The 19,416-nt window shown below is 49.5% G+C and carries 16 protein-coding genes; 14 read left to right on the forward strand and 2 right to left on the reverse strand.

What is annotated here, in order from left to right:
• Nucleotides 1-12 precede the first annotated feature (12 nt).
• The 7 genes from MUG84_RS20590 to MUG84_RS20615 all read left to right on the forward strand — a co-directional run bounded on the left by MUG84_RS20590 (nt 13) and on the right by MUG84_RS20615 (nt 6,408).
• Complete coding sequence (locus MUG84_RS20590) at nt 13-762, forward strand: response regulator transcription factor (protein WP_244728377.1); 750 nt, start codon at nt 13-15, stop codon at nt 760-762.
• Nucleotides 763-831: 69 nt separating this feature from the next.
• Nucleotides 832-972, forward strand: coding sequence for a glycosyl hydrolase-related protein (locus tag MUG84_RS27680; protein ID WP_425313252.1), 141 nt, complete (start codon nt 832-834; stop codon nt 970-972).
• A 132-nt stretch (nt 973-1,104) separates the two neighbouring features.
• Nucleotides 1,105-2,394, forward strand: coding sequence for an ABC transporter substrate-binding protein (locus tag MUG84_RS20595; protein WP_244728379.1), 1,290 nt, complete (start codon nt 1,105-1,107; stop codon nt 2,392-2,394).
• 64 nt (nt 2,395-2,458) lie between these two features.
• The gene (locus tag MUG84_RS20600) at nt 2,459-3,337 is read left to right on the forward strand and encodes a carbohydrate ABC transporter permease (protein ID WP_244728381.1); all 879 of its coding nucleotides are present in this window, start codon (nt 2,459-2,461) and stop codon (nt 3,335-3,337) included.
• On the forward strand, nt 3,337-4,188 hold the full coding sequence (locus MUG84_RS20605) for a carbohydrate ABC transporter permease (RefSeq protein WP_244728384.1): 852 nt from the start codon (nt 3,337-3,339) through the stop codon (nt 4,186-4,188). Before MUG84_RS20600 ends, MUG84_RS20605 begins: the two co-directional genes overlap by 1 nt.
• Before the next feature lie 113 nt (nt 4,189-4,301).
• Complete coding sequence (locus MUG84_RS20610; protein ID WP_244728386.1) at nt 4,302-4,457, forward strand: hypothetical protein; 156 nt, start codon at nt 4,302-4,304, stop codon at nt 4,455-4,457.
• A 718-nt stretch (nt 4,458-5,175) separates the two neighbouring features.
• Nucleotides 5,176-6,408 carry a chloride channel protein gene (locus MUG84_RS20615; protein WP_244728388.1) on the forward strand — a complete coding sequence of 411 codons (1,233 nt, stop codon included), beginning with the start codon at nt 5,176-5,178 and terminating at the stop codon, nt 6,406-6,408.
• Nucleotides 6,409-6,465: 57 nt separating this feature from the next.
• Here the strand turns inward: MUG84_RS20615 and MUG84_RS20620 are convergent, their stop codons facing one another.
• On the reverse strand, nt 6,466-7,266 hold the full coding sequence (locus MUG84_RS20620; protein ID WP_244728390.1) for an SDR family NAD(P)-dependent oxidoreductase: 801 nt from the start codon (nt 7,264-7,266) through the stop codon (nt 6,466-6,468).
• 104 nt (nt 7,267-7,370) lie between these two features.
• Nucleotides 7,371-7,982, reverse strand: coding sequence for a TetR/AcrR family transcriptional regulator (locus MUG84_RS20625; protein ID WP_244728392.1), 612 nt, complete (start codon nt 7,980-7,982; stop codon nt 7,371-7,373).
• A 424-nt stretch (nt 7,983-8,406) separates the two neighbouring features.
• Here MUG84_RS20625 and MUG84_RS20630 point away from each other — a divergent pair, with 424 nt between their 5' ends.
• The 7 genes from MUG84_RS20630 (at nt 8,407) to MUG84_RS20660 (ending at nt 19,335) form a co-directional block, all read left to right on the forward strand.
• Complete coding sequence (locus tag MUG84_RS20630) at nt 8,407-9,588, forward strand: ROK family transcriptional regulator (RefSeq protein ID WP_244728394.1); 1,182 nt, start codon at nt 8,407-8,409, stop codon at nt 9,586-9,588.
• A 37-nt stretch (nt 9,589-9,625) separates the two neighbouring features.
• Nucleotides 9,626-10,708 (forward strand): extracellular solute-binding protein, encoded by a 1,083-nt coding sequence (locus MUG84_RS20635; protein WP_244728396.1) that lies wholly within the window; start codon nt 9,626-9,628, stop codon nt 10,706-10,708.
• 87 nt (nt 10,709-10,795) lie between these two features.
• Nucleotides 10,796-11,878, forward strand: a complete 1,083-nt coding sequence (locus MUG84_RS20640; RefSeq protein ID WP_244728398.1) for an ABC transporter ATP-binding protein — start codon at nt 10,796-10,798, stop codon at nt 11,876-11,878.
• Between the two features lie 16 nt (nt 11,879-11,894).
• Nucleotides 11,895-13,631 carry an ABC transporter permease gene (locus tag MUG84_RS20645; RefSeq protein ID WP_244728401.1) on the forward strand — a complete coding sequence of 579 codons (1,737 nt, stop codon included), beginning with the start codon at nt 11,895-11,897 and terminating at the stop codon, nt 13,629-13,631.
• A 396-nt stretch (nt 13,632-14,027) separates the two neighbouring features.
• Nucleotides 14,028-16,556 (forward strand): NEW3 domain-containing protein, encoded by a 2,529-nt coding sequence (locus tag MUG84_RS20650; protein WP_244728600.1) that lies wholly within the window; start codon nt 14,028-14,030, stop codon nt 16,554-16,556.
• Nucleotides 16,557-16,720: 164 nt separating this feature from the next.
• The gene (gene argH / locus MUG84_RS20655; RefSeq protein ID WP_244728402.1) at nt 16,721-18,232 is read left to right on the forward strand and encodes an argininosuccinate lyase; all 1,512 of its coding nucleotides are present in this window, start codon (nt 16,721-16,723) and stop codon (nt 18,230-18,232) included.
• Nucleotides 18,229-19,335: an N-acetylglucosamine kinase gene (locus MUG84_RS20660; protein WP_244728405.1), complete on the forward strand. Its 1,107-nt coding sequence runs from the start codon at nt 18,229-18,231 to the stop codon at nt 19,333-19,335. Before argH ends, MUG84_RS20660 begins: the two co-directional genes overlap by 4 nt.
• Nucleotides 19,336-19,416: the final 81 nt, after the last annotated feature.

Below are 19,416 nucleotides of genomic sequence, written 5' to 3' on the forward strand. Positions count from 1 at the left end.
GAGAGACCGCTTATGTTTTCTGTTGTATTGGTTGATGATAATCCGCTTACCGTTGAAGCATTAGAACATGGCATTGATTGGGGAAAGCATGGCTTTAAGGTGGAGGGAAGCTTTGGAGATGGACAAAAAGCCCTCGATTATTTGTTGAATCATGGAGCGGATATCGTGTTGACAGATATTCGTATGCCGCAGATGGACGGTATTCAAATGATCCAGCAGATGAAGGAGTCTGGTTTGCTCACTAAAGTTGTCGTTCTTAGCGCTTATCCAGACTTCACTTACGCTCAGCAAGTGATTCGTTATGGCGGTTACGGCTATTTGCTCAAGCCTTTGGACGAAGTTTTATTGGAAGAAATGCTGGACGATTTGGCAGCGATCTTGAAAAGGGAAGAGCATGGACGAAAGCAAGATTTGTGCCTCGAATCGACTCGTGCGGAAAAATCCATTGTGGAGAAGGCCAAATTGTTTGCAAAACAAAATATGCATAAAGCTATTTCTCTAGAAGAGGTAGCAGATTATGTGAACATCAGCAAAAATTATTTTTGCAATATGTTCAAGAATGAGACAGGACTTACCTTCTGGGATTTTTTGACGATTCTACGGGTGGAGAAAGCTAAGGAACTGCTTCGAACAGAAATGAAAAATTATGAAATTGCCTTAATGGTAGGTTATGAGGATGCCGGTTATTTAAGTAAAGTGTTCCGGAAAATCATTGGGATGACGCCATCTGAATATCGAAATTCTTTGTATCGCAAACCGTAGTAACATTGCTTGCATGGCAAGCTGCATTCGTCAAAGGGTTGAGAAACTAGTTGTTGAAGGGCAATTAAGCTGGCATGGTCTTCCTTTTATACCTGCAGCTTGATCGAAGAGGAAGAAGAGAAACTCGGTTTGAAGGATAAGAATCGGGTTGTTCTGCCGTTTGGACCTCGTGAAATCAGAACATTAAAGCTGAAATTTCATGCGAATTAATCTTTCGCAGGAAGCTCGAGAGCCTAAATGCGTAATATCGGACAATAAAACCATAATTTCGTCCCTTCATTCGTTGTATGATAACATTTACAATGAAAGCGTTACCAAATATGACTTAGAGGGGAATAAAATATGAAAAAAGTTTTTTTGTCCGCCATCACGGTCGTCATCGGTTCTGCGATGCTCCTCTCAGGCTGTGGAGATGCAAAGAATGATGATGCGAAAGTAAGCAACGATTCCAAGGCTTCTAATGGAAAGCAACAAGAATTAAAGCTGATGATTTGGGACAAAGAGGAACAGATCAAAGGCGCGCTTGACTTGTTTAAAGAAAAACATCCAGAAATCAAACTGGATATCAGCTTTACTGATAATAAGCAATATGACAATATCCTGAATACCAAGCTGGCATCGGGATCAGGGCCCGACGTTTTCGAAGTAGGCGCTCAGATTCGCAATCTGGCGGCGGCTAACTTCACGTTGGATTTGAGCGACGAACCTTTCATTTCCAAATATCAAGAATCCGGCCTTTCCAGTTTTTCTTACAAGGGTAAGTACTACGGGGTTCCATGGATGTCTTGGGTCGAAGGTATATTCTATAATAAAACCGCTTTCGAAAAAGCAGGTATTACTCAAGTGCCAACGACTTGGGATGAGTTCCTGCAAGATCACGCTAAGCTGAAACAAAGCGGCATTAAACCACAAACGATGGGTGCCAAATCGTGGGAACCAATGATGAAACAATCCCTTGATCTGGTCAACGCAGGTTTCTTCTCTGCCCCGGCTAATAAAGACTGGAATGCAAAATTTAGTGACAAAGAAGCGAACATGAGTGGCACCTTTGATAAGTATTTGGAAAAATGGTCGGAAATCGTGAAACAAGGCTACTTAACTCCAGATATGCTTGGTATGGATCCAGATCAAGCTTTAGATGAATTCGCTACGGGTAAAGCGGCAATGTGGGAATCAGGTAATTGGTCCGTTAATACGATCAAGCAAAAAAATCCGGATCTCGATTTCGGCTTCTTCCCGATCCCGGCTATTGAAGGTAAGCCTTGGTTGATGGGTGGACCTGGAGCGGCATGGGCGATCAACAAAAACTCTAAGGCGATTGACGCGGCAAAGACATTCCTTGAGTTCTGGTCTACTCCAGAAGCACAGCTTGCAGCTCAAAAAACATACGGTGGGGGGATTTTCCTCAAAGATGTAACCGCGCCGCTTGATCCTGCGATGGATGGAGCTAAAGAGGCTTTGGCTGAGGGAAGAATTTTCGCTCCATGGAACGAGTGGTTCGGCGCTCAGGCCATCATCTTAGAATATGGAAAAGGGATGCAGAACTATCTAGCGGGCGGGGGCTCATTGTCTGACGTGCTAAAAAATGCGGATAAAAAACGTAATGAAATGTTCGAAACAGCTCCTAAGTAAGGAATATAAAAAAGAAAAGGCGATGGATACTATCCATTGCCTTTGTAATTAGGTGGTGAGTATTTTGAAGAAACTAACATTACGGCAAGTGAAACAGGAGCTGAAATATGAGGCGTTTCTTATCCCAGCATTAGTTGGACTTGCGCTGTTTTTTATATGGCCTATAGCTTCTAGTATTTATTACAGCTTAACGGATTGGAATGGTCTGAATCCAGAGTCTCATTTTGTCGGTCTAAAAAACTATATCAAGTTGTTCCAAGATTCAGATTTGATGGATTCTGTCAAACATACACTTCTTTATGCGATATTGATGACATTAATTCAAAATATTTTTGCTGTTCCTTTGGCAGTTGCCCTAGACGCTAATTTACGCACAAAGAATGTATTGAGATTGATTTTTTTCGCTCCAGCTGTACTGAGTCCTTTAGTTGTCGGGTTTCTGTGGTCTTATCTTATGTCTCCGAACACGGGGCTGTTTTGGTCCTTAGGATTACACATCAACTTCTTGGGCAATCCGCAGATCGTCATGTATTCTCTTATTTTCGTTTCCGTATGGCAGTATACCGGCTGGGCGGCTGTCATTTATTTGGCTAATTTGCAAGGGATATCGCAGGATTATTATGAAGCTGCGAAAATTGACGGGGCAGGCAGATGGAAGCAGTTTCTCCATGTTACCCTCCCGTTACTGGCACCCTCCATTACGATTAATGTTATAAACTCTATGGTAGGAAGCCTGAAAATATTCGATATCGTTATGGCAATGACGCAGGGTGGGCCTGGTTCATCCTCCGAGACTATAACAACAATTTTAATCAAGCGATCCTTTACAGAATATCGATATGGCTACGGCTCGGCAATTGCGGTTATGTTCTTGGCGATAACTGCTGTAATCTCTCTGGTTCTGCTCAAGTATCTTCATCACAGAGAGGAGAAGGTGGTATAGTGACTTCAGTGATTAAGAAAAAAGATAAATCCTTTTCTTTGTTCAATTTCGTACTTGAACTATTGATGATTGTGTTAGCTGTCTTCGTAGCTTTACCGATTTACTACTTGTTTGTGACCACATTTAAAACTCCGCAGGAAGCTTTGGAACACCCGCTTCGCTTGCCTACGCATTTTGGTTTCCAACAATTTGTGGATGCTTGGAACGCGATGGACTATTTGAATGTGCTAAAAAATAATCTAATTATCACAATTAGCTCTGTGTTTTTGGTTGTAATGGTCAGTGCAATGGCGTCCTTTCCTTTAGCACGTAGGCGTCATAAATTGAACAAGACCTTATTCTTTCTTATTCTATCGGGAATTATGATTCCATATCAGATTGCCATCATTCCATTATTTCGATTAATGAAGACTTTACATTTGATTGATAGCCAATTCGGGGTCATCATCATCTATACGTTCGTATTTATGCCGCTGGCGACTTTCATTTTCCACGGTTTCATTCGAACGATTCCAACTGAGATTGAAGAAGCCGCTCGTATAGATGGATGCGGGGTTGGGCAAACCTTTTGGAAAATCACTTTTCCACTACTTCGGCCGGCTACAGCAACGGTTGTAATATTAATATCGCTTAACACGTGGAATGACTTTGTATTTCCTCTACTTTTTTTGCAGTCTCGGGATAAGGGTACTATTTTATTGGAAGTCTACCGTAATGTCGGCCAATTCTCAACAGACTGGACGCATATGTTCCCGATGCTCGTACTGGGAATATTGCCTATATTTATTTTTTATTTAGTAATGCAGAAACAAATTATCAAAGGCATTGCCAGCGGTTCCATCAAAGGATAATGAATCCAATGCCCGATTCATTCGTGAACGGGCTTTTTTATGCAACCAGTAATGCCCCAAAATCCACAGCATATCCAAGTGAGATATCTCTGCAATTCAAAGGAGGAAAACCCATGACTATCATCGACAAACTAGCAACCTCACTGGGCCGCAAAGACGAAGGTCCTAATCAGGAACTGGCTAAAGATATTGCCAACCGAGATGATCGGGGAGCTGTGCAGGAACTTGTTGACAACTTGTATCAGCTGAGAATGCCATATCCATCGTGAACGATAACAACAAAGCACTTTTCATAGAGACACTTTTCTCACGGCTAGGTGATATTGAGAAAGACACTAAACGTAAGCGAGTGGAGAAACTAATAAAGAAATTGAGTAAATAGAGTTGTCTCTTAAAGCGGGTTTACCGCTTCTGAGACAGCCCCGAAATGCCCCCTTAGAACGGATGAATTCTAAGGGGGCATTTTTTTTGTGGAATTATTTTTATGAAGCTTAATGCCAGAACCTCTCTGTCATGCTCTAATGATATGAGAGGGAAGGGAGATAACGATGCGACATGGATATACATAAGCTTGTGAAGAAAGCACAGAAGGGCAACGACAAGGCATTTCTTGAAAAATCGACAATTATGGCAACCTTATCCGCATGGAACGCAAATTAAAATAATAGAGATAACAGATCACAGTAGATATGAATAGGTAAGATACAATAGTCCCTTTCTCGTCAGAGAATAGGGACTATTTGTCGGTTACAGGATTGCATACGACGCTTCCCTTCCGCAGGCCTCTGTTAGCTGAAGGCTTGCCAGCCCTTCAGGTATACTAGCTATTTGAATGTCTATACTAGAGCTATTGGTACCCGGGTCATTATCATGTTAAAATAAAAAGATAACTATTTTTAAACCGTGCGTAAAGAGAGTAATTGCTATTTTTTTGGACAATGGTGGGCTAGAGCTTGGCTCTAGAGGAAGGAGAGGAAATACAAAAGGATGAAATTATTTGGTATGGGTTATGTAGTTCTATATAGCATCATTCTAGGGGGAGCTGCAGGCCTTTTAACTTGGGCGTTTTTAGCGGCTACTTCTTTGACGACTCACTTTATATGGGGTTTTCTACCGAGTGTAGTTCATGTTCAATATTGGACCATCATCGTGTGTTTGGTCGGGGGCATTTTGGTAGGATTGTGCCAGAAGTACTTTGGTAATTACCCGCGCAACATGGAAGCTGTCATGGCAGAATTCAAGGCGACCAAAAGAATTGATTATAGTTTAACATTTCAAAGCGCGCTCGCTGCACTTATAGTTCTTTCTTTTGGAGCCAGTCTCGGTCCCGAGGCGGCCTTGGTTGGCATTGTAGGCGGTCTTTCCACATGGGTAGGAGACGCTCTTAAATCCAGAATTAAGAAAAAAGAAGTCGTCAATGAATATGGAAATATCATCATAGAGTACAGTGTGGAGACGACCATTGGCATGATTTTTAGAGCACCGCTATTTGGAGTGTCGACATTCTTTGAAGACCGGAAAGATCCAAAAGTGATTAAGACGGTCAAGTCCATTGTGTATGCCATAACGACGGTTGCAGGCTTTGGCGTTTTTTGGATTTTTTCCAAAATCGATAACAGACAATTTATTCTAGCTGATTTTGGTCCGGCAACTTTCGGTAAAAATGAAATTCTGGCCATCATCCCACTAATACTCATTGGAGTATTGCTTGCAAAATTGTATGAACTATCTGGCCATATTTTCCACAAGTTATTCAAACCACTTGAAAATTATAAAGTCACAAAAGCCGTTATTGGCGGATTAGGACTCGGAATAGTAGGGACAGTGCTTCCTCTTACGATGTTTTCAGGAGAGCATGAACTAAGCGATTTAGCAGCGGATTGGACAGAGATGTCCGTTTATTTATTAGTCATATTAGCTGTTGTAAAGTTATTCCTTACAGAATTTTGTTTATCCTCAGGCTGGCGTGGAGGGCATATTTTTCCTATTATTTTCGCAGGGGTAAGCTTAGGATATGGAATTGCGGCAGTATTTCCAGTAGATCCCGTAACGTCCATTACGATTGTCACGACTGCACTTACGAGTGCGATCCTTAAACAGCCAATAGTCGTTATACTGCTTCTAATGCTGTTATTCCCAATCAAGCTGATCATCCCCATGATCATAGCGGCATATCTGCCAATATATATGCTGAAGCTGAAAAAGCTGAAATGGAGATAAATTGAGTCTTTAAAGTAGGACCAGAGCCGATGCTCTGGTCTTTTTTTTCATTCATCATTACTGTTTCGAAGCCCCCCAAGATTGAAGCCTTTTGATACTGCCAGCGAATAAACCCAGCCTGATCCGGCGCGGAATCCACCTGCTTATTCCTCTGAACAGTACACGATTATGCCAGCCTGGAATGATGATTGATCTCTTCCCAAGCGCACGCAGGGCTGACTGGACCACGGGGACCGGGCTCATCGTACCGATATCGCTGATGCCGGCGACCTCCTGGAATCCGCTTTTGGTAGCTCCCGGACATACGGTCAGCACATCGATTCCCGAATTCTTCAGCTCATAAGCCAGACCTTCTCCAATAAAGAAATTGTATGCTTTAGTAGCGGCGTAATGAGTCCAGTATGGAGCCGGGCTAAAAGCGACGACAGAAGCAGTGAATATGATGCCGCCCTGACCTCGCCGTGCCATCTCCTTGCCGAACGTATGGGAGAGAAGAAGCGGTGCCCTGCAGTTCACGTGGAGCATATCCAGCTCTGTCTGAATGTCGTTGCTTAGCAACGTTCCGGTAACGCTGAAACCAGCGCAGTTTACCAGAAGGCCGATGTTCAAACCATCGGTGACCCGGCGGATGTCCTGAATAAAATCCGGTTGGCTTAGATCCGCAGGGGCGATCTTTACCTGGACGCCATGCAGTTCTGCCAGGGTATCCGCCAACTCCTGTAATTTATCCTTCCGCCGAGCGGAGAGCACCAGATTCATTCCGCACTGAGCAAGCTGGCTCGCAAATTCAGCGCCGATCCCGGAGGAAGCTCCCGTAACCAATGCCCAACTACCGTATAATTCCAATAGGCGATGCATAACGTTCACTCCGATCATTTTAAACTGAGTACTCACTCAAAAATAACCGACAAAAAAAGCTGCCGTAGTCCGTATGTAACGTATAAACTACGATCAGCCGGGTGCTAACCTTGCTGCGATTGTCCGTATAGGCCGTGAAGAAGAAGCTGCACAAGCTCGCGGACATAGGTTTCCTCATCGTACGAAAAGGCGCTTTTGCCAAAACGGTAGTGAAGCATAAAGTAGAGAAGGATGGAGGAGGTCATCATCGACATAGCGACTTCGAGTGTGGCTTCAGCCGGCTGTTCCGGTCCCATACCCTGCTTCAGCATGCGGGTGCCCGCAGATCCAATGCTGCCGACGAGATGGGAAACTTCTTGAGATACCGCTTCATCTTGAATCATTTCAGGTGACCAGATTAGCATCAGGTAATCGATATGGTCTTTAAGGAACTGCAGGTATTCTAAACCATATTGAACCAGCGCATCCTCGAGTGTCTTCCCGGATAAGTATCCTTCACCCCTTTGGGCATGTAGAGCAAAAGAAAAATTTTTGACGATATGAAGCAGCAGCTTTCTTTTGTCACCATAGTGGTAAAAAATAAGTCCTTCCGCCACACCGCATTCGTTTGCGATTTCCTTCGTTGAAGTCGCATGAAATCCTTTCTGCGAGAATAGCTTCAGTGCTGCGGCGAGAATACGTTCTTTCTTGGAGTCTGTGCTCTTTGACTTGGCCAATGGTAATGCGTCCCTTTCTGTGTCCATGAACAGATTGAATATTATTTTTGAGTGATTACTCAAATTATAATAATGGGGAAATTTTCTGTCAATCAGATAACATCTTCGTAACGATCCCGTTCGTAAACCTGAAGAGGTTATAGGCATAAAGTTCGATATCAGCAATTCGATCCCATTGATGTAACAATATTGCTTATGGCGAAGCAGCCAATGAATAATGATGATGCAATCAGTGGAAAAACCGTACAGCTGTGGGAAGTTGAACCAGGAGGAAGACACCGGAAACCGATAAGCAAGATTCAAAGGGTTATTTAGGAAAAATTTCCTATTTTGCGATTTGCTAATTGACAACATGAAAACGCATTCATATACTTATCCTAAAATTTGTTAGTTATTTTAACTAAGTAAGGTGGTGAAGCAGATCGTGATCAGCAAGGGGAGAACAGGGAACACCAAATTCGTAAAGCAGATGAATCGGGAAGGAATATTACACCAGCTGCGGCAGGAGCCCCGCTTGTCACGAGCCGAATTGGCAGCAAAAACCAGGCTCAGCCGTCCCTGCGTCTCTGCGCTGGTCGAAGAGATGATTGAGGAAGGGCTCATTCAAGAGGTTGGCACAGGAGAATCAAAAGGGGGCCGTAAGCCGATCCTGCTCGAATACAATGTGCAGGCGTATGCGGTTGTCGGAGCCGTCTTCGAGGGAAGCGAGCTCGAAATGGCGGTGGCCGATATGAAAGGTGAACTGATTGCACAAGTACATACCCGTCTAAAACAGCCGGTAGACGGAGAATCAGCGCTTGAGGCACTCGAGGCGACGCTTGGTCGGCTTCTCGAGACTAGCGGTATCGACCGTGACCGAGTCATTGGTATCGGCGTCGGTCTACCGGGGATTACCCGGCGCCTGCGCGGTACCGTCAGCTATGCTCCAAGCACCGGCTGGATGGATCTTCCCGTGGGCAAAGAGATCGAAGAGCGTCTCAACTTGCCGGTAGTCTTGGACAACGACGTCAATATGATGACGCAGGGCGAATACTTTGGCGGGGCGGGATCCGGCGTATCCAGCTTGGTATATATGTACGTCGGAACCGGGATCGGAGCCGGGATTATTATCGACAAACAGCTGTACCGGGGAAGCAACGAGGCATCCGGCGAGATCGGCTATATGCGGATCGGCGATTCACCCGGGCGGCGCAAGGAAGAATTCGGCGTATTCGAGAAAAATTTCTCGGTTGCCGGCATCTACCGGAAGGCGGAGTCTCTTGGTCTTCAGGTCGACCCTGGGGCAAGCATTCTCGAGCAGTTAATCAAGCTGGAGGAGGAAGGCAGTCCGCTAGCAGGCACATTGCTGAATGAAGTGTACCACGGCTGGGCGTCGGGAATCGCGAATACGGTCAGCGTACTCGATCCGGAGATGCTGATTCTGAGCGGCGAGATGGTGCATCTGAACGAAGCAGGCTTGATCCGGATCCGTGAGCTGCTATCAGACTGGGTACCGGTGGTGCCGGAGATCCGTTTGGCGGCGCTCCATGAACGTGCAGGTTTGTTTGGTGCGGTGCACAGTGTATTGGAAACGCATTCATCATCAATTATGGCATATAAATCCTAAGTAATTATCTATTTCCATATCAGGGGGAGTTCGTTGTATGAAAAAGAATTGGTTGAAGTGCGGCATTTTGACGCTGGTTGGGGCTATGACGGTCGGCTTGACCGCTTGCGGCGGGGGAGATGAGGCAAAACCGGCTGCCACCGGAGATGACGGCAGCAAGAATACTTCGCAAAAGCTGGTCATCTACACGGCCCGCGATAAGAATGTCGTCGATCAGATTATCCCGCAGTTCGAAGAGAAGAACCCGGGCATTAAGGTTGAAGTGATGACGATGGGCGCCCAGCAGATTATGGAGCGGGTACGCGGTGAGAAGGCGAATCCGCAGGCCGACTTTTGGTGGGGCGGCACCCAATCATCCTTCATTACGGCGGCAAATGAGGGGCTGCTGGAGTCATATAAGCCGAGCTTCGCAGATAGTGTGCCTGCAGAATACAAAGACGCTCAGGACCGCTGGTATGGCGAGATGCTGCTGCCCGAAGTGATCATGTACAACTCGGATGCAGTCAAAAAAGAGGATGCGCCTAAAGATTGGGATGAGCTGCTTGACCCGAAATTCAAGGACAAAATTCTGATCCGCGGCGTGATGGCTTCCGGGACGATGAGAACCATCTACGACTCGATGATCTATCGCCAAGACCCTAATAGCCCGGAGAAGGGTTACGAATGGCTCAAAAAGCTCGATGCGAACACCAAAGAGTACACCCAGGATCCGACGCAGCTGTATTTGAAGCTGGCCCGTCAGGAAGGAACGATTTCGCTGTGGAACCTGCAGGACATTCTGATCCAGAAGGAGACGAAGAAGCAGCCGTTCGACTACATCTATCCGGCAAGCGGAGCGCCGATTCTGGTGGATGGCGTCGGCATCGTGAAGGACGCCAAGAACATGGAAGCCGCCAAGAAGTTCTACGAATTTCTCTTTGATAAGGACCAGCTTAAGGATAAGGCAGAGAAGCTGTTCCAGATTCCAACCCGGTCCGACGTAGACAAAAACGAGTTCCCGGCATGGTACAAAGAGCTGGACACGAAGTCGCTTGATCTGGACTGGATGGTTCTTGCCGAGAAGGAAAAAGAATGGATGCAGTACTGGGATGAGAATATCAAGGGCAAAGGCGCAAAGTAACACCTTGAACGCTGGGCGGGGGCAACCCCGCCTGGTCATGATAGACCCGCATCTAGAAGAAAGAAAATACCTGAAGGGGGACTACTTATGATAGGAGTCACGCTGGATCGCGTTAGCAAACAATTTGACAAGGCCAGAGGCGTGGAGAACGTAGACATACAAATCAAACCGGGCGAATTTTTTACATTTCTCGGTCCGAGCGGCTGCGGCAAGACGACCACACTGCGCATGATCGCCGGATTCTATTACCCGAGTGATGGGCGCATCCTGTTCGGCGACCGCAATGTCACCAACATGCCGCCCAACAAACGCAATACCGGAATGGTGTTTCAGAACTATGCTTTGTTCCCGCACATGACCGTTTTTGAGAATATTGCTTTCGGTCTCCAAGTCCGTAAACAGGGAAAGGCGGAGATTAGGGAAAAAGTGACGCGTGCCCAAAAGCTTGTGCATCTGGATGGCTACGGCGAACGCCGCATCGACCAGCTGTCGGGTGGGCAGCAGCAGCGGGTAGCGCTCGCGCGCGCTTTGGTGATCGAACCGAATATTCTCCTGCTCGATGAGCCGCTGTCCAATCTTGACGCCAAGCTGCGTGAAGAGACGAGACAGGAAATCAAAAGGCTTCAGCTCGAGCTCGGTATCACAACGATATACGTGACGCATGATCAATCGGAAGCGATGTCGATGTCAGACCGCATTATGGTCATGAAGGAAGGCGTCGTACAGCAGATCGGTACGCCGCAAGAAATCTACAACCGGCCGGTTAACCGTTTCGTCGCTTCGTTTATCGGTGAGTCCAATCTGTGGGAAGGAACGGTGGAGCGGATGGATGGCGAGACCGCCCAAGTTCGTCTAACGCCGGATCTGCTGCTTACTGGACTTGCAGCTAATGCTTCACCGGAATGCAAGCTGGCTGTAGGGCAGAAGGTAACGTTGTCGGTACGCCCAGAAGCCATCAGCGAAGCTGATCCGTCGGAACGCGGCAAAGCGAATACCTTTGCGGTCAAGGTGCTGCTATCGGAGTTCACAGGCGTCAGCATGAATTACATCGCCGAGGCTGGACCGATTTCCGTCAAGGCGATGTTCGTTGGGCAAGGACAACGGATGCGTCAGCGGGATGAGGAAGCTCTGTTCACCGTCGCTCGGGACAGCATCTATTTCTTAGGATAAGGGGGCGGACCAAGCCATGATCAAACCACAACTGACACCGCCTAACGTCCGTCCGAACAGCCGCTGGAATTCAATAACGACATCTCGGCATTTTGTCTATGTGCTGATTGCTCCGCTTTTTCTTATTCTGCTGGCTTATGTCATCTATCCGTTCTTCCAGACGTTCTTGCAAAGCATCAAGCAGGATGGGAGCTTTTCACTTCAAAACTACTCCCGGTTCTTCAGTCTGGAGCATACGTCGAATCTGGAGGCGCTGTGGACGAGTGTGTACATCTCGGTTCTGAGCGTAATCACCTGCGGCATCGTAGGGGTGGGAATGGCGTTCCTACTGGAGAGGTACGAGTTTCCGGGCCGTAAGCTGCTGTCGGTGCTTGCTCTCGTGCCGATGGCGCTGCCGCCGCTGATCGGGGTGCTCTCCTTTGAATTTCTGTACGGTTCAAGTGGCATTATTCCGCGGGGACTGCAGCATCTGCTTCATTTGGAGCAGCCGCCTTTTGTCCTGAAGGGCATCTGGGGCGTGCTTGTCGTCCATACGTTCACGATGTACACCTATTTCTATATGACGGCTTCTTCGGCGATCAAGGGACTCGATCCATCGCTTGAGGAAGCAGCGGCCAACTTGGGCGCCAGCCGGTTGACCATCTGGCGCCGGGTCATTCTGCCTATGCTGACTCCAGCAATCGTCGCGGCATCGCTGCTCGTCTTCATGATTTCGATGGCTTCGTATACCGCGCCGCTCATTTTTGGTATCGAGCGGACTATGACGATGCAGATTTACCTGTCGCGCACGAACGGCGATCTGGATATGGCGGCCACCCAATCGACGCTGCTGTCGATGGTGTCTATTCTGTTCCTGATTTTGATGAGATGGTACCAGGGCGCACGGAATTACCAGAACATGAGCAAGGGCGTCAGCGTTCATAGGACCGAAGTGAAGAGCAAAGCAGGCAGAAACATCGCCATGGTGCTATCCTTCCTCGGTGTGCTTGTACTCATGCTGCCGATTCTTATCATCGTGCTGCTCGCCTTCTCGGAAGACGGAACATGGACGACTCAGGTACTGCCGCCATCCTATACGCTGGACCATTTCAAAGATTTATTCACGGACAGCAAGACGTGGCGTCCGATCGCGAACAGCTTCAAGATAAGCATCGCGGCGACGATAGGCAACCTGCTGTTTGGAGTCGCGGCGGCTTACGCCATTGTTCGCATGAATTTCAAAGGAAAGACGCTGCTCGATATTTTGATCATGCTGCCCTGGGCACTTCCCGGCACAGTCGTCGCTGTTAACCTGATTTCGGCGTTCAGCGAGCCGAATGTCTTCTCGTTCGGCCAGGTGCTGATCGGCAGCTTCTGGATTCTGCCGCTCGCCTATTTCGTCCGGCATCTACCGCTCATCTTCCGATCGACTTCATCGACGCTGATGCAAACGGACCGATCGGTCGAGGAGGCGGCGCGCAATCTAGGCGCTTCCTGGTGGTATACATTCCGCCGCGTTGTATTTCCGATGGCGCTCAGCGGCATCCTTGCCGGCACCTTGCTGGCGCTGGTGGAAGGAATCGGCGAATTCGTCGCTTCGATCCTGCTGTACACCAACGAGACGACACCGATCTCCGTTGAGATCTTTCAGCGGATGTATGCATTTGAGTTCGGGACCGCCTGCGCCTATGGTGTGCTCCAGATTGTCATGATTATTCTCGTTCTCTTTATTTCCCGTAAGCTGACCGGTGGAAACACCGGATCCGCGATTTAAAACGGCAGATGTTCATGAAGTTCGTGTTCAAAAAGGCCGGTTTTCAGCACCGAGAAGGTTGGATGAAGCTAGGGGCTGAGGAGCGGAGCGTACGTTTTGGGTACGTGAGCACCGGAAGGCCCGGCTGAATTCAAGATTCGATGCCGAGTTGCTTCTTGATTCACTTCGTGATCAAAAGCGGACTTTTTGAACAACCTCTTGAGCTGACCGTAAGACGTACATTCATTGCGCTCGGGTCGTACGCCTATTCAGGCGGACGTCCCGCGATAATGATAAAGGTGGGTACCCTTCAGCGGTGCCTGCCGCAATTTACGCTTGAAGGAGGAGAAACGATTGAGTCAAGTAAGCACAAAACGCAGGACGAAGAAGTGGGTGGCGGCCTCCGTCAGCCTGGTGATGGCCGGGACTATTATCATTCCGGCCGCTCCCCAGAGGGCTTCCGCAGAACGTGGGGTGGTCGATTTATGGAAGGCAATCAAACCCCTCACCACGGTTGCAAGTGCCATGAACACGGGAGCTCACCCGGACGATGAGCACAGCGCGACACTCGCGTATCTTTCTCTAGGGATGGGTGTCGATACATACAGTGTCATAGCCAATCGCGGAGAAGGCGGACAGAACGAAATCGGCAGCGAGCTCGGCAATGCGCTGGGGATTATCCGCACCAGAGAGCTGCAGGAAGCGTCTAAGATCACCAATGTTACGCTGTCGAACCTCAGCCAGAAGCTGAACGATCCGATCTATGACTTCGGATTCTCCAAAAGCCCCGATGAGACGCTGGCTAAATGGGGTGAGGACGTTGCCTACGAACGGCTGATCCGTCAAATCCGGGAGAAACGTCCAGATGTGCTGATTCCGGCGTTCCTGAACGAACCATCGACGCATGGCCATCACCGTGCCGTTAACGTGCTGACCGAACGGGCGTTCAAGGATGCGGGGAATCCGAAGGTATTCCCACAGCAGCTGGAAGAAGGCCTTGAGCCATGGCAGCCGAAGAAGCTGTACGTACCGGCCTCGGATAAAAGTTATGATGTAGCTCTTTCGGTAGGTGAGTATAACGAGGTGTACGGCGCTTCCTATTCCCAGCTGGGAGAAGAATCCCGGTACATGCACAAGAGCCAAGGGATGGGAAGACAGGTTGACGAAGGTCAGGGAACAGCGTATTACAAGCTGCAGGGATCGGCGGACGGCAAGAAGCAGAGCCAGAAGACGGAAACTACACTTTTTGGCGGGATTGCCTTCACGTTCGAGGATCTGGCACAAGAGATCGATGCTAAGGGTAAGGATAATAAAGTCGTAAAGCAGCTGAAACTGCTGCAAAAAGATACGGACGAGGTAATCGCTGCTTATCCGAAATTCGCGGAAGTTGCCCGCGAGGTCCACGAGATGAAGGCGGACGTAAAGACAACCATCGATCAAGTGAAGACTTCGTCTCTGGAACAGCCTGTGAAGAGCGATCTGCTGCATCGGCTGGAAGTTAAGGAGAAGCAACTGAATAAGGCAAGCCAGGAGGCGACATCCGTCGTCGTTAAGGTTAAGCCTGAGACCGGCGAACTGGTTCCAGGACAAACGACAAAGGTGACGGTTACCGCTTATAACGGCGGCAGCGTAGAGATTAGCGGCGTCAGCCTGAAGCTGAACGTGCCGGAAGGCTGGTCGGCGAAGGCAGTAGGAGCGGCCCAGTTCGGGAAGCTCGGTAAGAACCAGACGGTAAAAACGGAGTTCGAGGTGACCGTACCTAAGCAAGTGGAAGACTTCAATCCATATGCCGCTCCTATGATTACTGCGGATATCGGGTATGAAGCATTCGGGACGGCAGCTTCGCTACATGCGGTTCCGGACAATGCGGTAGCGGTACTGCCGCCGGTCGCGCTTTCGCTTAGTCCGGAAGCGGCTATCCTGAATACATTGAAGCCGGAAGAAGCCGTATCGGTCAAGATTACAGCTACGAATTATGCACCGGGCGAAGAAAAAGCAACCGTTTCACTGAAAACACCGGAGGGCTGGACGGTAGAGCCTGCAGTACAAGAATTGAGCTTCACCAAGAAAAACGAAACCAAGGCGGCCGAGTTTAGCGTCAAAGTACCGGCAAACGTGAAGCCGGGAAGCTACAGTCTGGCGGCTATAGCAAACGACGGCAAGTCGGACAGCAGTAGAACGGTTCAGGTCATTCAGTATCCGCATATCGGAAAGACCTATTATGTGAAGCCAGCCAACCTTACCATTCAGGCGTTCGATCTGAAGGTGCCGCAAGGACTGAAGGTCGGTTATGTCTCCAGCGGTTTTGACAATATCGATCAGGTGCTGCGTCAAGTGGGTGTTAATGTGACGAACCTGGACGCTAAGGCGATCCAGTTCGGCGATCTGTCCCAGTACGATACGATCGTGCTCGGCATCCGGGCTTATGCTTTCCGTCCGGAGCTTATTCCAAGTAATCAACGACTACTCGATTATGCTAAGAATGGCGGTAACCTGGTTGTTCAGTACCACAAGCCTGAGGATAAATGGACGCCGAACCTCGCCCCATATCCGATCAAGATCGGTGAGCCGCTGATCGAGTGGCGTGTAACGGACGAGAACTCCAAGGTGACCATGCTGGCGCCAGAGCATCCGATCTTCAATGCACCGAATAAGATTACGGACGCCGACTGGCAGAATTGGATTCAGGACCGATCAGCTTATAACCCGTCCGAGTGGGGTAAGGAGTATACGCAGCTTATCTCGAACGGAGATCCAGGGGAGAAAGAATTCACAGGTACGTTCCTGACTGCCAATTACGGCAAGGGAACCTACACGTATAGCTCCCTTGTCTGGTACCGCGAAATGCCAAACCTTGTGCCAGGTTCAATCCGGATGTTCGTCAACATGATCAGCCTGAAGCAAAGTGGAGCGGCATCAGCTGGGACGGCTGCTTCTTCGAAGTAAGGAATACCAAGTGGTAATTTGAGCAAGAACGTAAAAAAAGTTGGCCGAGGGAAAGGCGCGAAGCCATGAGCTTCGCGCCGTACCTTCTGTCAGCCGTCAAACGGACGGAGGATTGCCGCAAGGCTCACGGGCAAATACATAAAATCATGAAAGGATCTGACAACATGAGAAATCGTGAACAAATTTTAAAGGAAGAAGGCGGGCATTTCCCAGGTCTCACGTATACGGAAGCCGTACTGAAGCCTGCTTTTGATGAAGCGAAAACAAGTCTGCTAGCGCCTATGATGGCCATTAATAAAGCGCATCTTATCATGCTGAAGGAGCAGGGACTGGTAAACGAGGAGGAGGCTGGTCAAATTGCATCGGCCATTCGGGGCCTCGATCTGGAGGGGCTTCGCCAAGCGGAATATACTGGGGAATTCGAGGATCTGTTCTTCCAGGTAGAGCATGAGCTGCTCCAAGCGGCCGGAGACATCGCCGGCAATCTCCATCTGGCCCGCAGCCGTAACGATATGGGCATTGCCATTTACCGAATCGTACTGCGGGAGAAGCTGCTCGTGACACTTCGCGGAGCTCTTGCTTTGAAGAGCCAGCTGCTTGCTTTTGCTGAGGAACATGCCGATACGGTTATGATCGGGTATACGCATACGCAGCAGGCGCAGCCGACAACGCTGGCCCATTATATCATGGCGATGGTGGACTCGCTAGACCGAGACATCCGCCGGATGCAGGCTGCTTATGCGAATTGTAACCGGAGCAGTATGGGATCTGCCGCGCTGACAACTTCTGGTTTCGCTATCAGCCGGGAACGGATGCAGGAGCTGCTCGGCTTTGATGAGCTTGTGTATAACTCGTACGACGCGATTGGCGGCGCCGATTATGTTGGTGAGATGATGACTGCCGTTCAATTGGCGGCCATTAATTTGGGCAGATCATCGCAAGATTTCTTGTTGTGGTGTACTCAGGAGTTTGGCGTGCTGCGTGCTGCCGATCCTTATGTGCAGATCAGCTCCATCATGCCGCAGAAACGGAATCCGGTATCGTTCGAGCATATGCGCGCGCTCTTGTCCAGCTGCGTCGGCAATACCCAGACCGTGCTGACCATGATGCATAACACGCCATTCGGGGACATTGTCGATACCGAGGACGATATGCAGCCTTATGCCTGGAAAGCGCTTGGAGTACTGGACCGGATGTATCGGCTTCTGTCATGCGTCATCGGGACGATGGATGTCAATAAAGAAGTTCTTAGGAAGAGAACCGAAGGTAGCTTCGCGACAGTGACTGAACTGGCGGATACGCTCGTACGCACCGATGGCCTATCTTTCCGCAATTCCCACCATATTGTGAGCGGCGTCGTAAAGCGCGCTATCACAAGCGGAATGGCTGCGAACGAAATTACGCTGGACCTCGTCAATGAGATCGCGCTTCAGGTGATTGGCCGGAAGCTGTCACTGACCGAGGAACAGCTGCGGTTGTCACTTGATCCGGTCCATTTTGTGGACATCCGGACACTGCCTGGCGGACCGGCTCCGAGCGAAATTCAGCGTACGATCGCGAAGCGGCAAACGAGCCAGCAGAGCCAGGAGCAATGGCTGAATGCGGCCCGCGGTCAGGTGGAAGGAGCACTTGCGGAACTCGACCGCACGCTGGCTGGCTGGAGCGGCAGCTTATGATGACAGCAAGAGTCCCTCTGCTAGCTGTAGACGGCGGAGGAACGAAATGCCTGGCTGTGTTCGCCGATACAACCGGCCAAATGCTGGCAACCGGGCGGGCGGGATCGTGCAACTACCAGGGAACGAGCCGGGAAGCGGCGGCGCTTGAACTAACGCGTGCGATTCAGGCGGCAAAGCATCAACTGTCTGTGTCCGCCGCCGGAGGGAGTGAGCTGCTGAAGCCCGGCGTGGAAGAAAGCCAGCCGCCTCACATCGGGGTTGCAGGAAACCAGATGCCGAAGTTCGGGGTGACCCCTGTTTCCTTCGCACCGCAGGAAGCAGCCAATATGACGGAAAAAGAAGAACCTCTTCACGTTGGGTGCGCGGTATTTGGCTTGGCCGGCCTCGATACCGACTATGACCGCCAAGTGATTGAGGAGTTCGTCCGGGAAGCGCTCGCCCGCACCCATGTGACGGCAGACCGCATCGTTGTCGAGAATGATGGAGTGGCTGCCTTGATTGGTGCAACGGGTGGTGCGCCCGGCATCCTCATTATCGCCGGGACCGGTTCAATCGTGTACGGGATCAACAACAAAGGCGAGAGTGCACGAGCAGGGGGCTGGGGCCACCGCGTCGGCGACGAAGGAAGCGGTTATTGGATCGCCAAGCAGGCGATCAACGCTGTTCTTCGTGGATTCGACAGACGGGAAGGACGGACGGTGCTAACGGATAAGCTGCTCCATCATCTGGGACTACGGACAGAAGAGGAACTGTTCAACTGGGTCTATTCCGCTGAATACAGTGTGGACAAAGCAGCCGAGCTCAGCAAGCTCGTCAGTGAAGCGGAACAGGAGGGAGACGAGACAGCACGCTTGATTCTGGAGATGGCAGCCGACGAGCTGTTTCTAGGGGTGCTGTCGGTGATGGAAAGGCTTGGAATGATTACTGCGGCTTTCACGGTTGTTTTGCAGGGAGGCGTCCTGCAGAACAATCCATTTGTACGAAGCCGTTTGACGGACAAATTCCGGGCCATCTCCCCTCTGGCGAAAATTGACGAAGCGAAAAAGGAGCCGATTTACGGCGTCATCGCGCAGGGCTTGCAGCTTTTACAGAAGGGAACTTAGAGGGTAGTTGGGTGACGAAATGGGGACTTGCGTTATGCATGTCCCTATTCTGATTTTTGATAAGGCAGGTCCTGCCCTACG

The organism is Paenibacillus mangrovi (assembly GCF_022898935.1).
GTDB classification, from domain to species: Bacteria; Bacillota; Bacilli; order Paenibacillales; family Paenibacillaceae; genus Paenibacillus_AQ; species Paenibacillus_AQ mangrovi.